The 13,968-nt window shown below is 64.3% G+C and carries 13 protein-coding genes; 10 read left to right on the forward strand and 3 right to left on the reverse strand.

Features of this window, described 5'->3' with window-relative positions; all coding sequences use genetic code 11:
• Position 1: 1 nt before the first annotated feature.
• Together vnfG and vnfD are read right to left on the reverse strand one after the other, a co-directional pair.
• Positions 2-343, reverse strand: a complete 342-nt coding sequence (gene vnfG, locus K678_RS03885) for a V-containing nitrogenase subunit delta (RefSeq protein WP_021131156.1) — start codon at positions 341-343, stop codon at positions 2-4.
• On the reverse strand, positions 340-1,758 hold the full coding sequence (vnfD, locus tag K678_RS03890) for a nitrogenase vanadium-iron protein, alpha chain (protein WP_039851985.1): 1,419 nt from the start codon (positions 1,756-1,758) through the stop codon (positions 340-342). Before vnfD ends, vnfG begins: the two co-directional genes overlap by 4 nt.
• A 371-nt stretch (positions 1,759-2,129) precedes the next feature.
• On the opposite strand from vnfD, the gene K678_RS18110 reads away from it, so the two are divergent.
• Positions 2,130-2,891, forward strand: coding sequence for a VOC family protein (locus K678_RS18110; protein ID WP_021131158.1), 762 nt, complete (start codon positions 2,130-2,132; stop codon positions 2,889-2,891).
• 204 nt (positions 2,892-3,095) lie between these two features.
• Entirely contained in the window at positions 3,096-3,293 is a 198-nt protein-coding gene (locus K678_RS03900) for a Nif11-like leader peptide family natural product precursor (RefSeq protein WP_021131159.1), read from the forward strand.
• Positions 3,294-3,617: 324 nt separating this feature from the next.
• On the opposite strand, the gene K678_RS03905 is transcribed toward K678_RS03900, so the two are convergent.
• A complete protein-coding gene (locus tag K678_RS03905; protein WP_021131160.1) occupies positions 3,618-5,219 on the reverse strand; it encodes a sigma 54-interacting transcriptional regulator in 1,602 nt (533 codons plus the stop codon).
• Between the two features lie 478 nt (positions 5,220-5,697).
• Here K678_RS03905 and nifE point away from each other — a divergent pair, with 478 nt between their 5' ends.
• The 8 genes from nifE (at position 5,698) to phnD (ending at position 13,835) form a co-directional block, all read left to right on the forward strand.
• Entirely contained in the window at positions 5,698-7,083 is a 1,386-nt protein-coding gene (nifE, locus tag K678_RS03910; RefSeq protein WP_021131161.1) for a nitrogenase iron-molybdenum cofactor biosynthesis protein NifE, read from the forward strand.
• A gap of 10 nt (positions 7,084-7,093) precedes the next feature.
• Complete coding sequence (nifN, locus tag K678_RS03915) at positions 7,094-8,473, forward strand: nitrogenase iron-molybdenum cofactor biosynthesis protein NifN (protein ID WP_021131162.1); 1,380 nt, start codon at positions 7,094-7,096, stop codon at positions 8,471-8,473.
• A complete protein-coding gene (locus K678_RS03920; protein WP_021131163.1) occupies positions 8,467-8,940 on the forward strand; it encodes a NifB/NifX family molybdenum-iron cluster-binding protein in 474 nt (157 codons plus the stop codon). Before nifN ends, K678_RS03920 begins: the two co-directional genes overlap by 7 nt.
• Positions 8,941-8,955: 15 nt before the next feature.
• Positions 8,956-10,146 (forward strand): Rossmann-like domain-containing protein, encoded by a 1,191-nt coding sequence (locus K678_RS03925; RefSeq protein WP_021131164.1) that lies wholly within the window; start codon positions 8,956-8,958, stop codon positions 10,144-10,146.
• Positions 10,147-10,160: 14 nt separating this feature from the next.
• Positions 10,161-11,432 carry a Rossmann-like domain-containing protein gene (locus K678_RS03930; RefSeq protein ID WP_021131165.1) on the forward strand — a complete coding sequence of 424 codons (1,272 nt, stop codon included), beginning with the start codon at positions 10,161-10,163 and terminating at the stop codon, positions 11,430-11,432.
• A 235-nt stretch (positions 11,433-11,667) separates the two neighbouring features.
• Entirely contained in the window at positions 11,668-12,156 is a 489-nt protein-coding gene (locus K678_RS03935; protein ID WP_021131166.1) for a NifB/NifX family molybdenum-iron cluster-binding protein, read from the forward strand.
• Positions 12,143-12,943 (forward strand): phosphonate ABC transporter ATP-binding protein, encoded by an 801-nt coding sequence (locus K678_RS03940; protein ID WP_021131167.1) that lies wholly within the window; start codon positions 12,143-12,145, stop codon positions 12,941-12,943. Before K678_RS03935 ends, K678_RS03940 begins: the two co-directional genes overlap by 14 nt.
• 10 nt (positions 12,944-12,953) lie before the next feature.
• Positions 12,954-13,835 (forward strand): phosphate/phosphite/phosphonate ABC transporter substrate-binding protein, encoded by an 882-nt coding sequence (phnD, locus tag K678_RS03945; protein ID WP_021131168.1) that lies wholly within the window; start codon positions 12,954-12,956, stop codon positions 13,833-13,835.
• Positions 13,836-13,968: the final 133 nt, after the last annotated feature.

Consider the following 13,968-nt stretch of genomic DNA (forward strand, 5'->3'; position numbering starts at 1 on the left):
TCTAATAGAGCGAGTGGTTCAGTTCGCCGTTGCGGGAATTGGTGATGGTGATGTCAACCAGCTTGGCCTTCAGACCATCGATCAATTCCCGGACCTGGGCTGGGCCGGCATCGCTGATCCAGGGGAAGCGGGCCTTGAAATCGGCCACCAGCGCCTTGGCATCGGCGTAGAACAATCGCTGCTGCGGCGTCTCCAGCGTCGGCGGCTTGCCGGTCAGCAGGTCGCTGGCGGTGCCCAGCACCCCGTCGATGCTTTCCTGACGGTCCCAGGTCCGCGACCCGAACTGCCACAGGCAGCGTTCCTGGACATAGGTGTACAATTGGTCGAGCTTTTCCGAGTTCATTCCGCGGCCTCCTGGCTGGTCGCGGCAGCGCCGCCGCGAATGTCGATGGCGGCCAGGCTCAACAACGGATTGTGCACCGCGTTGTACATGTCGCGGGCGAGGTTGACGAAGCCCTCGAAGCCCATGTAGGGGCCGTTGTGATAGGCGTGGCCGTTGATGTAGGGGATGTGCAGCTTCTTCACCAATTCGCCGACGCGCGGCCCGGTGAAGATCACGTCCGGCTTGACCAGCCCGATGATCTCGAAGAACTCAAGCTCGTTGCCGTCATCGATGTAGTAGGTGCCGCTCTGGCCGCGGGCGATGACCTTCTCGAAATCTTCCTGGTGGCCGAATTTCGACGACATCGCCACCACCTGGACGCCCAGATCGTCCTCGACCGACTTGGTCCAGTGCCACAGGCGCGGGCCGCCGGTCCAGATCGCCATCTTGGTGCCCTTCAGCCGCTCTTTGTACCAATCGAGCTGCGGCTTCCACTTGGCGTATTCCTCGGCGATCAGGGCCTCGCCCTTTTCCTCGATGCCGAAGAAGGTGCACACCTTGCGGATGCCCTCGGCCATGTAGTTAAAGCCCCACGAATCGATGTCGAGGCGCGGAATGCCGTATCGCTTCTTCAGCTCGTTGGCGATGTAGCCGGCGGAGCGGGCGCAATTGACGACGTTCAACTGGGCGCGATGCATCCCGCGCAGATCGTCGTAATTGGCGTTGCCGGTGAAGTGGGCGATGACCTGGATGCCGAGCTTGTCCCAGTACTTTTGCAGCAACTGGGTATCGCCGCCGATATTGTAATCGCCGATGAAATTGATGGTGTATTTCGAGGTGATCTCGGGCTCGACGGTGCCGACCTTTTCGTTGACCCAACCGATGTTGAGAACGTGGTGGCCCTTCGACTGCGACACGCCGGCAAAGCCCGGGCATTCGCAGGTGAAGATATCGACATCGGGTCGATCCGCCATCACGCGCTTCGCCACCGCGCGGATATCGTCGCCGATCAGCGCGGTCGGGCAGGTGGTGTAGACGATCATCCGCTTGATGTCGGGCATTTCGTCGAAGGCTTCGTGCATCGACTTTTCCAGGCGCTTTTCGCCGCCAAAGACGATGTGGCTTTCCTTCATGTCGGTCGACCAGACGTACTTCAGATTGAAGTGGCCGTTGTCGGTCGGATAGCGCTTGGTGTGCCAGGTGTCATAGGCGCAGCCGATCGGGCCGTGAATCATCTGGATGGTGTCTTTCAGAACACCACCGATAACCAACTTAGCACCGCAGAAAGAACAACCACGCTCGGACAACGTGCCGGGGATGGTCGGAGCATTGGAAATGGGGAGGAAGTCGCGAGTATCCTCGCCATCGACCTTCAGATAAATGTGACGTTCCCGTTCGGGAATGTCCTTATCGCACTCAAGCAATACCATAGGCATGGCGGTTTCTCCTCGTGGCTGAACCTCGATACATGATCTCGGTACGGCCTTTCATTTAGGCGAACGCTGATGCCAAGCAGTAAAGCAGGAAGCGTGCCAACGGCCCGGCCATGCCGCCGCTCTGCTGGACTCTCTTTAAAAATCAATGTCTTGGATTGATCCGGCCCGCCCGGCGGGCCGCAAAGCCCCGGATCGGGGCCGGGCGACGGGGCGCGATCGTTCGTGGAAGTACAAATCCACTCCGGAGAGTACCGCCGCGTGCTTCGCCGCCCCAAAACCGCCGCCCCGCCCTGTCGCCCCGCTTGGCACGAACGTTGCCATGTCATCGGGGAACGGGGCCACGCGCCCCACCCGGATTCTAAGGAGACGGCATGCACGACACCCAGCCCCTATTGAAGATCGCCGTCGCGGGCGGCCCCAGCGGCCTGATCGACCAGCATTTCGGACAGGCGGACAGCTTCCAGATTTTCCAGCAGGGCCCGGACGGGCCGGACGCGATCGAATGCCGCGACATCGCCGCCTTCGCCCAAGGCGACGAGGACCGCCGCGACACGATTTGCCGGATGTTGGCCGATTGTCAGGTGCTGCTGGTCGCCAAGATCGGCCCCAATCCGCAGGAGAAACTGGCCCGCGCCGGGATCGAGGCGTCGGACCGTCACGCCGGTCGGCCGATCATCGAAGCGGTGGCGGAAACCCTGGCCGCCAAGGCCCAGGCGGCCCGGCCCCAATCCCCGATCGATGCCAGCGGATTTCGCCTGATTCACACGATGTTGCGGGTCACCGACATCGAACGCTCGCTCGATTTCTACACCCGGCTGCTGGGAATGAAGATTTGGGAAAAGCGCGACCACCAGCGCAACCAGTTCACCCAGGCCTATGTCGGCTATGACAGCGGCCCGGCGCTGGAACTGGTGTTCAACTGGTCGCACGAAGGAGCCTATGCCTTGGGCGAATCCTTCGGTCACATCGCGATCGCGGTCAGCGGGGTGACCGCTTTGTGCGATCGCCTTGCCGCCGAGGGAGTTGCGATGCCGCGCCCGCCGCGCAGCCAGCGCCACGGCGAATCGATCGTCGCCTTTATCGAAGACCCCGATGGCCACCGGATCGAACTGGTCCAGCCCCCCGCCGCGTAACCTCTGGCACGGCGCTTGCTGTTTTCACCCTGACGTCTTTCCTCTTTCGTCCCATCAAGGATTTTCTTCGATGCCTCCTCACCAGATCGCCTTTTGCACGATCCCGATGGAAGAAATGGAAGCCAAGGAAAAGCACGCCTGATCCCGCCCGCCCCCGTCCGCCTTGGGCGGGGGCGTCTGTCTTTCCAACCGGAGACCATTGCGATGTCCGTCGAATCCGCCGTCGCCTATATCCGCCGCATGCGCGAAGACGAAGCCTTCCGCAAGATGATGAACGACACCAGCGAAGACGAAGGGGCCAGTTGGGGCCTGATCCGCGACAATGGCTTTGAATTCACCATGACCGAATTCAAGCAGGCCCAGGACCGGATTTATGCGGAGAACGGGATCGTTCCGATGTGATCCCGCCCGATAGCAACGGCCCCCCTCTTGGGCTATCGCCCAAGCCCATTTGGGGCAAAGCCCCAAACCCCTTTAATTTCACTGAAAAAAAGGGACGGTTTGGAGGCGCAAGCCTCCAAGCGGGGGCGGGGCAGCCGCCCCGCGAAAGGGCCACGTAATACCAAGCTGCGCTGATCGGAACCGATCCGCGCAAACCCTCATTCGCCGGGCGCGGCCCCTCCGGGCCGCTTGGCTCCGCGCCACGAGGCGCGCGGCCCTTCGGGCCTAACCAACCCGCATGAGTTTCACTCATTGCAGGTTGGTATAAGACGGAGGGACGGCTCCCTACCGCTTGCGGTATTCCTTGTAGCTGATCTTGTACTTTTCCATCCGAAGGCCGAGAATCCGCCGGGTCAGACCCAGATCCTTCGCCGCCTCGGTGACGTTGCCCTGATGGGCTTTGAGCGATTCGACGATCATTTCGTATTCGACAGCGCGCATCTTCGCTTCGATGCCGCAGCCAAAGCCGGTCCCGCTTTCGTCCGAGGTCTGGAGCGAGGGCGGCAGATTATAGCCGTGGATCACCCCATCCTCGGACAGGATCACCGAACGTTCGATCACGTTTTCCAGTTCGCGGACATTGCCGGGCCAGTGATAGGCCATCAGCATGTTCAGCGCCGGGGTCGAGATGCGCTTCGCCTCGCGCCCGGTTTCCTGGGCGAAGTGAGCGACAAAATGGTCGGCCAGCAAGATCACGTCGCTGCCCCGGTCGCGCAACGGGGGGATGGTGATGGGAAAGACGTTGAGGCGGTAAAACAAATCCTCGCGGAACGTACCCTTTTCGACCATCTCGGGCAGGTTGCGGTTGGTGGCGGCGATGATGCGCAGATCGACCTTGACCGGACGGGAGCCGCCAACCCGTTCGAAGGTCTTTTCCTGCAACACCCGTAACAGCTTGGCCTGCATCGGCAGGCTCAGTTCGCCCACTTCGTCGAGGAAGATGGTGCCGCCGTCGGCCAGTTCGAACCGGCCCTTGCGCATCGCCGCCGCACCCGTGAACGAGCCTTTTTCATGACCGAACAATTCGGATTCGACGATGCTTTCGGGCAAAGCGGCACAATTGAACTTGATGAACGGCCCCTCGGCCGTCGCCCCGTTATAGTGGATCGCGTTGGCGACCAGTTCCTTGCCGACCCCGCTTTCGCCCAGCACCAGCACCGTCGCCTTGGTGGTGGCGACCTTGTGAATCAAATCGTAGATTTCGCGCATCGGCTTGGAATTGCCGATGATGTTCGAGGGCTTGAACCGGTCCTTCAGCGCATTCTGAAGCCGCAGATTCTCGGCTTCCAGCCGCACCTTCTCGATATTTTCCAGCAGGTACAGTTCGACCGCCGGGCCGATCATCGAGGCGATGGTGGCGATCAGTTCGACATCTTGCTTCAGCAGGCGGCGATTGTCGTAGACCCGCTCGGCGCTGATCGTGCCCAGCACCCGCCCGCCATGCATGATCGGGACACAGAAGAACGAGAAATTGAGATCGGACCCGTCGGCCCGCGCCTGGGTGCGGTTGAGGAAGCTGGGGCTGTTGCGCAATTCGGGAACGATGATCGCCTTGCCGGATTCGACCACCTTGCCGGTGATGCCTTCGCCAGTGGCGTAGATTCCCCGCGCCTTCTGCTCCTCGGTCAGGCCAAAGCTTTCGTGGATAAAGATATTGCCGTTCTCGCGGTCGTACAGGCTGACCATGCCGCGAACGATGTGCATCCGGCTTTGCATCACCTTCAAGATGATCGCCAACGAGCCGGGCAAATCCTCGTTCTCGGAAATGATCTGGCTGATCTGAAACAGGATCGGCAGGACGTTGACGCGACATTCCCCGGTTTTGCAATCGGTGAAGTCGTCGACGAAATCTTCCAGATCAATCGCGTAGGTGTAGTCCATATGCATCTTGGATCAATCCCGGTCTGCCGATGCGGACAGCGAACGAATCGCCGTCAAACCCCATGGCGCCCATCGCGTTTCGAACCGATGCGTACAGCGTCATTTCGTGATATACACTTACCACATAACGCAAGTCTGGCGTCAACACCTATATAAAAATAAGCAGCGATTACATCGGTTTGTTCGATTCATTACAGTCAATGTCGGCAACACGACAAGGACCATAAAGCAGCAACCGCGATTGAATCGCAACCAATCCAAAGGCTCAACTTCCATCACACAAATTCATTTGTGCCACCAACCATCTGTTGGCTGAGTTTCTTACGTAATTGTACGAAATCTCCGACAACGAACATCCCCGTACACCTCGCATTCGGCCGGTTTCGCTGTGACATGGCGGGAGAACGGGGAAAATCGCCTGCGGGCGGCATGGCATGGGCCTTGCGATGTCTCCTCCGGTCCTTGACCCAGCCCGGAGCGCGGCATGAAAGCGGACGATATCCAGGCCCTGTTGAACGAACCCGCCTGTACCCACAATGCGAAAAGCAAATCGGGCTGTGCCCGGCCGCGTCCGGGGGCGACTCAGGGCGGCTGCTGCTTCGACGGAGCCCGCAACGCCCTGTTGCCGATCGCCGACGCCGCCCACATCGTCCATGGCCCGATCGGCTGTGCCGGGTCGTCGTGGGACAATCGCGGCACTCGCTCCTCGGGCACCGATCTGTACCGGATCGGGATGACCACCGACCTGTCGGAAATGGACGTGATCATGGGGCATGGCGAACGGCGTCTGTTCCGCGCCATTCGTCAGGCGATCGAGACCTATTCCCCGGCGGCGGTGTTCGTCTATGCCACCTGCGTCCCCGCGCTTCACGGCGACGATTACGCCGCGGTGTCAAAGGAAGCGAGCGAGCGGTTCGGTATCCCGGTGATCCCGGTCGATGCCGCCGGGTTCTATGGCAACAAGAACCTGGGCAACCGCATCGCCGGCGACGTCGTCTACAAGCATGTGATCGGCACCCGCGAGCCCGACCCGGTGCCCGAGGCGGCGCGGCGGCCGGGGATCACCCCCCACGACATCAATCTGATCGGCGAATGGAATGTCGGCGGCGAGTTCTGGTCAATCGCCCCGCTGCTCGACGAACTGAGCCTGCGGGTTCTGTGCTGTTTCACCGGCGATTCGCGCTTTCGCGAGGTCCAGACGATGCACCGGGCCGAGGCCAACATGGTGGTCTGTTCCAAGGCGATGCTGCATGTCGCCCGCAGGCTGAACGAGGATTGGAGCGTTCCCTATTTCGAGGGCAGCTTTTACGGCATCCGCGACACCTCCGACGCCCTGCGCGGCTTTGCCGCCCTGCTGAACGATCCCGATCTTGCCGCCCGCACCGAGGCGGTGATCGCCCGCGAGGAAGCCCGGGTCAAGCTGGCGCTGGCACCGCTGCGGGCGCGGCTGGCGGGGAAGCGGGCGCTGGTGTTCACCGGCGGCTATAAATCCTGGTCGATTGTCTCGGCGATGCAGGATCTCGGCATGGTCGTCGTCGCCACCGGGACCGAGAAATCGACCGAGGAGGACAAGGCCCGCATCCGCGCCCTGATGGGCGACGATGCCGAAATGATCGCCGACAACGATCAGCACGCCCTGATCGACAGCTTTCACCGCTGTCGCGCCGACATCCTGGTCGCGGGCGACCGCTATATCTATCCGACCCTGAAATCCCGCCTGCCGTTCCTCGACATCGATCACGTCCGCCGCATCGGCTATGCCGGTTATGACGGGATGATCGAACTAGCGCGCAATCTCGACCGCTCGCTGGCCAGCCCGGTCTGGGCTCAGGTCCGCGCCCCCGCTCCCTGGGCGACGGACGCCGCGTGAAGGAGCCGACATGACCGAAATCATCCTCTCCAACAAGGCGCTGGCGGTGAACCCGCTGAAGATCAGCCAGCCGGTCGGGGCCTCGCTGGCCTTTCTCGGACTGGCGCGGACGATGCCGCTGGAGCATGGGGCACGGGGCTGCGCCTCGTTCAACAAGCTGTTCTTCATGCGCCATTTCGCCGAGCCGATCGCGCTGCAAACCACCGCGATGGACCAGGTCACCACCGTGATCGGGGCCGATGACACCGTGGTCGAGGCGCTGGCGACGATCTGCGAACTGAACGCGCCCGAGGTGATCGGGCTGATTACCACCGGCCTGTCGGAAACCCAGGGTGCCGACATCCCCCGCACCATCCGCGCCTTCCGCGCGGCCTACCCCAGTTGTGAATCGGTCGCGGTGGTGCCGGTCAACGCCACCGACGCCCAGGGCTGTCTGGAAAGCGGCTTTGCCCTGGCGGTCGAGGCGATCATCGCCAGTCTGGTTCCCCCCACCCCCACCAAAGTCAAACGGCCCAATCAGGTCAACGTCCTGGCCGGATCGATGCTGACGCCTGGCGATATCGAGGCGATCCGCGACTGGATCGAGGCGTTCGGCCTGACCGCCGTGATCCTGCCCGACATCGCCGATTCGCTCGACGGTCACATGATCGACGCGGGCTTTTCGGCCCTGACCTATGGCGGCACCACGATCGAGGCGATCCAGGCGATGGGCGAATCGATCGCGACCCTGGTGATCGGCCGTTCGCTCGAACGTGCCGCTTTGCTGCTGCGGGCGCGGACCGGGGTACCCGATCACCATTTCCCCGGCCTGATCGGGCTGGCCGCCTGTGACGCCTTCACCCTGGCTTTGTCGAAAATTTCCGGACGTCCGGTTCCGCCCCGGATCGAGCGCCGCCGCTCGCAATTGCAAGACGCGATGGTCGATTGCCATTTCCCACTGGCCGGATCGCGGATCGCGCTGGCGGCCGATCCCGACCTGCTGGGCGGACTGGTCCATCTGTCGGCGGAAATGGGGATGGAGGTGATTACCGCGATCGCCTCGGCCAAGGGGCGCGGTCTCAACACCTTGCCGATCGGCTGTGTGCGGATCGGCGATCTCGAAGATTTGGAACGGGCCGCGCGCGATTTCAACGCCGACCTGATCATCACCAATTCCCACGGCGCGCCGATCGCCGCCCGGCTGGGAATCCCGCTGCTGCGCGCCGGGTTCCCGCTCTATGACGTCCATGGCGGCCATGCTCAGACCTGGGTCGGTTATGGCGGCGCCCGCCAGACCCTGTTCCACCTCGCCAATCTGCTGGCGGCCCATCATCGCGAAATCGCTCCGCACCGCTCCGTGTTCTGGCAGGGAACGGCGCGGGAGCAGGAAACCGGAGTCCGCCCATGCTGAGGATCGCGTTCGCCTCCACCGACCGCGCCCACGTCGATCTCCATTTCGGCGGGGCGGAACGGCTGGTGATTTTCGACGTCGCCCCGGGCCGGGCCGATCTGGTCGGGGTCGCCGAGTTCGTCAAGGCCGAGCCCTTGGGATCGGACGTCCGCGCCGGGCTGACCGGAACGGTCGAGGACAAGGTGCTGGCCAAGCTTGATTTCGTCCAGGGCTGCGCCGCCGTCTATGCCGCCTCGATCGGCACCTCGTCGATCCGGCGGCTGATGGCGCTGGGAATCCAGCCGATCATCGTCGATAGCGGCCACGAGATTCTCGATCTGTTGAACGAGGTCAGTCTGGCCCTGGTCTATGGCGGCCTGCCCTGGGTCGAGCGCGCCAAGGCCAATGCGGTCCCCCACGATGCCCCGCCGCAGAGGATCGAGGCGGACAGCCACCGCCTGCTCGCTTCGGCCGACGAACTGGACTAGCAAGGAACCGCGCCGATGTTCGCACCGACCAAGGCCCCGTGGATCAGCCCCGGCGTCGTCATTCACGAGCCGGGAGCTTCGGTGGACGCGATGATCGCGAAATTCGCCCGCGCCGTCGGCGCACGGGGCTTTTCGGTGGCCGGGTGCGTCCATATCGACGGGCAGACAATCGATCTGGCCACCGAACAGGTGATGCCGGGCGGCACGCTGGATGTCGCCGCCCGGTCCTTGCGCGCCGCGATGCGCGAAGATGCCGATCTGGCGGTGATCGGCGGGTTCGAGGCCTTTCGCCATGCCGCGGCGGAGCTGACCGCGACCATCGGCGAGGGCAGCGCGCAAGGGATGCCGGTGCTGACCACGATCGCCGATGGCAGCGTCCAGCATTGGCACGATTTTGTCGGCACCGGGGGTGCGCTGATCCCGCCCGCGATGCGGGGGCTGTGGCGCTGGTGGGGACCGGAACGGCTCTATCGCGATCTGGCCTTGGGCGTCGCCGCCGACGCGGTGCGCCAGATCGTGATCGGCCCGCGCTGGCTGATGGTCGAAGGTCCGGCCGGGGCCGGGCTTGCCTATCTGCCCCGCAATGCCCGCGATCTGATCGGCCGTCTGCCCGAATTTCGCAAGATGAGCCTGAAGCAATTGGCCGAGTTTTCCGGCTCGTGGGACCCGCTCGAAATGGCGCTGGGAATCGCCGCGATCAACGCCCATTACAACCGCTTCGATCTGGCGGGGGAGATGGGCAACGGCGCCCAGGCGTTCGGGCGCGAGGCCGGTCGGGTGGTGGTGATCGGGGCCTTTCCCGGCCTGTCCGAGATGCTGCCCAATCCCCAGGTGATCGAAAACGACCCCCGCCCCGGCGAATATCCCACCATCGCGATGGATACCCTGTTGCCGGGCTGCGCGGCGGCGGTGGTCGCCTCCTCCACCCTGGTCAACCGCAACCTGCCCCGCATCCTGCGGCTGGCGCAAGGGTCGCGGATCGCTCTGGTCGGGCCGGTGACCCCGCTAACCCCCCGGCTCCATGCCTATGGGGTCGAAATCCTGGGCGGTCTGGTGGTCCGCGATGCCAAGGGATTGGCCGAGGCGATCCGCGCCGGAGCCCTGCCCCACGAGTTTTCCCGCTTTGGCCAATACCTGCATCTGCGCCGCGAAGACGCCGCCCCGGCCCGGCCGTGCCGTTTCCGCGCCTCCAGCCGCAACGGATAGGACGGAGGGCCGCCATGACCACGCTTGAGTCCTGTCCCGTCCGGCGCGATCGCGACGAACCGCGCCGCGCCCCCCTACCCGCTGACACGCGGATCGGATCGGTGTTCGCGCCGGTTCATGCCCCCTGGGTCCGTCCCGGCGTGGTGATCCACGATCCCGCCGCCCCGGTCGATGGTCTGCTGGCCGAATTCGCCCTGCGCCTGCGCGAGCGGGGCTTCAACGTCACCGGGACGGTCCAGCGCAACAATGCTGGGGCCGCCGAAATGGGCCAGGGCTGCGCCGAGCGGATCGAGTTCTTCGAGGTCGCCACCAACCGAATCGTCGAGATCGACCGCGCCGACGCCATCTTCTATCTGCGCAAGGCGATGCGCGAAGACGCCGATCTGTTGGTGATCAGCCGGTTCCAGGCGTTTCAATCGGCGTCGAAAAGCGTGCAGGCGACGATCGGCGAAGGAACCTCGCAGGGGATGCCGGTGCTGACCTCGATCGCCGGGCGCTGTGTCCAGAAATGGCTGGGCGCGCTGCCCGGCCATGCCGGGTCGATGATCGCCCCCGATCTGGCCGCTTTGTGGCGCTGGTGGGGACCGGATCGGCTGTATCAGGATCTGAGTCTGGGCGTCGCCGATGACGAGGTCCGCGCGATCGCCTGCGGCGCACGCTGGATCATGGTCGAGGGACCGCATGGCAGCGGAATCGCCTATCTGCCCCGTTCGCCCAAGGATCTGCTGCCCCGCCTCGCCAGCTTGCAGCGCCAGGGATTGCGCCGTCTCGCCGATCTGTCGCGCTCGTGGGACCCGACCGAAATGGCCTTGGGCATCGCCGCGATCAACGCCCATTACAATCGCCCGGACCTTGATCTGCGCCCCGGCAATGGGGTTCCGTCGCTGCCTCACACCCCCGGACGGGTGGTGGTGATCGGGGCCTTTCCCGGCCTCGCCGGCATCCTGCCCAATTCCGCCGTGATCGAAACCGACCCCCGCCCCGGCGAGTTCCCCCCGGTGGCGATGGATACGTTGCTGCCCGGCTGTGGCGGCGCGGTGGTCAATTCGTCGGCGCTGGTCAACCGCTCGCTGCCCCGGATTTTGCGTCTCGCCGAAGCGGCACCGCTGGCGCTGATCGGCCCCTCGACCCCGCTGACGCCGCGCTTGTTCAGCTATGGCATCACCGTACTGGGCGGGCTGGTCGTCCACGACCCCAAGGGGCTGGCCGCCGCGATTCGCGCCGGGGCCTTACCGCGCGAATTTACCCGTTTCGGAAAATACAACCACCTCAAGGCCAAAGGATGACACAGAGCCTCAATCAATCCTTTGGATATAACCACAAGCATTTCCCGCTCATTGCGATTGACGAACCGAGGCCGCCTCTTCACACTAATCGGACGATCTTGAATGACGTTTGTTCAAGATCTTGGGTTCTGAGCATATCAGACCCCGGATTACGGCCTGAGCCGGATCAGACATCGCTTCCCGATGGGACGAGTTCACCTCGCCCTGGTTGGGACGTGACGTTCCGGAGAGAGCCATGATCCCACCCCAGCCCCATCTCAAAGCCGCCTTTTCCACCAACAGCCTCGCCTGGGTCGATGCGGGTTTCGTCCGCGCCCGCCATCTGGTGTTCTACGACGTCACCCCGACACGAGCCGACTTCCTGGACGCGCCGGAGTTTCGCCCGGTCGCCTCGGGGATCGGCGAGTCCCGCCCGGCAAGCGGCTGCCCGGCCGGGGCCGAACCGGCCCATCTCGACGGGTCGGTCGCGGCACGGCTGGCCTGCCTTGAGGGATGCGGCGTGTTGTTCACCACCGCACTCAGCGACCACACCGCATTACGGATGACCCGCGAGGGGACCTTCCCCGTCGTGATCGAACGCCGCCGCGCCATCGAGGACGTGATCGCAAGGCTTCAGGTGCTGATGACCCGCGACCCGCCGCTGTGGATGTGCCGCCTGCTCCGCTATGGCCGCCCGCCGCTGGGCCGCACAGCTTTGATGAGTTCCGCCCATGACGCCTTTTGACGATTCGCCGCCGATGGCTTCGACCACCCGCCCCGCCGACGCTCTGGTCCTAACCGGAATCAGCGTCCGCCGGGGCGATAGCGCGGTGTTGCACGACATCGACCTCGCCTTTCCCGCCGGGCGGATCACCGCGATCGTCGGCCGTTCCGGCGTCGGCAAGAGTACCCTGATCGCCACCCTGAACGGCCTGATCCGCCCCGAAACGGGAACGATTGCGGTGCCGGGAATGGGAGGGATCGACGATCCCACCGCGTTGCGCGAACACCGGCGGCGCACCGCGACGATTTTTCAGGACCACGCCCTGATCGACCGCTTGAGCGCGCTTGATAACGTCCTGCTCGGTCTGGCCGACCAGCGCCATCCGCTGTCGCTGCTGCCCTGGCCCGAGGATTTCCGCCGCCGCGCCGCCCAGGCGCTGGACGAAGTCGGCTTGCTGCACCGGGCCAATGCCCGCACCTCGACCTTAAGCGGCGGCGAGCGGCAGCGGGTCGGCATTGCCCGCGCCCTGGTCCGCCGTCCCAGTCTGCTGCTGGGCGACGAGCCGTTCGCCTCGGTCGATCCGACGCTGGTGCGGCAGATGAGCGCCGAGTTCCGCTCGCTGGTCGCCCGCAACGGCCTGACCGTGGTGCTGGTGCTGCATCAACTGGAAACCGCCCGCCTGCTGGCCGACCGCATCGTCGGATTGGTCGAGGGACGGGTCGGCTTTGTCGGCCCGCCCGGCCGGTTCGACGCCGAGGCCGAGGCCCGGATTTTCCCGTCTCCCCTGCTTGCCGTTCCAACAGAATAAGGTCTGACCGATGTTCGCACCCTTCAAACGCGCCGGATTGCTGGCCGCCCTGCTGCTGTCCACCTTGCTGGCCCCGGCCTATGCCGCCGACCGCCCGGAAAAGCTGGTGATCGGGCTGTTGCCCGGCGAATCCGCGCCCACGGTGATGCGCCTCAACGAGCCGCTGCGGGCCTATCTCGAACACAAACTGGGCCTGCCGGTCGAGTTGGTGGTGGGGGCCAATTACGCCGCCACCGGCGAAGCGCTGCGCTTTGGCCGATTGGACATCGCCTATCTGGGGCCGGTGACCTATATCCTTCAGGGCCGCCGCGCCCCGCTCGAGCCGTTCGCCCGCCCCTCGCACGAAATCGTCGGCCCGACCTTCCAGGCGGTGGTGATCGTCCCCGCCGACAGCCCGGCGCAAAGTCTGGCCGACCTGAAGGGCAAGGAAGTCGCGTTCGGCGATCCCGCCTCGACCTCGGGGACCTGGGTGCCGCGCTATATGCTGGCCGAGGCCGGTCTGGTCTCGGACCGCGATTATGCGCTGCGGGTGCTGGGCGCGCACGATGCCGTCGCCCTGGCGGTGGTCAATCACAAGGCCGATGCCGGTGGGCTGTCGATGCCGATCTACAAGCGGCTTTTGAAGGAAGGCAAGATCGATTCCAAGGCGGTTCGTGTTCTGGCCGAATCCCCGGCGATCCCCGAATATATGTGGACCTTCCGCCCCGGCCTGGACCCCGCCTTCAAGGAGGAAATCCGCAAGGCCTTCATCAGCGTCACCGATCCCGAGGCGTTGAAGGTGTTCCGCGCCGAATCCTTCATCCCCTGCGTCGATTCCGACGTTGACCGGGTGCGGAACTGGATCGCCGCAATCACCAAGGACCGCCCCGATTCGACCGAGATCGTGAAGTAATCAGCAAACGCGGCTGACCCGGGCCGGTATCCAGCCGCCATTGCGGCGGCGGCCAAGGGCGCGGATGCGCCCGCCCGGCGAGGGACAATACAACCGGCCAAGTCATTGGCCGGTTGGTAATAGCCACAGCCCC

This window comes from Magnetospirillum fulvum MGU-K5 (genome assembly GCF_000442515.1).
GTDB lineage: Bacteria > Pseudomonadota > Alphaproteobacteria > Rhodospirillales > Magnetospirillaceae > Phaeospirillum > Phaeospirillum fulvum_B.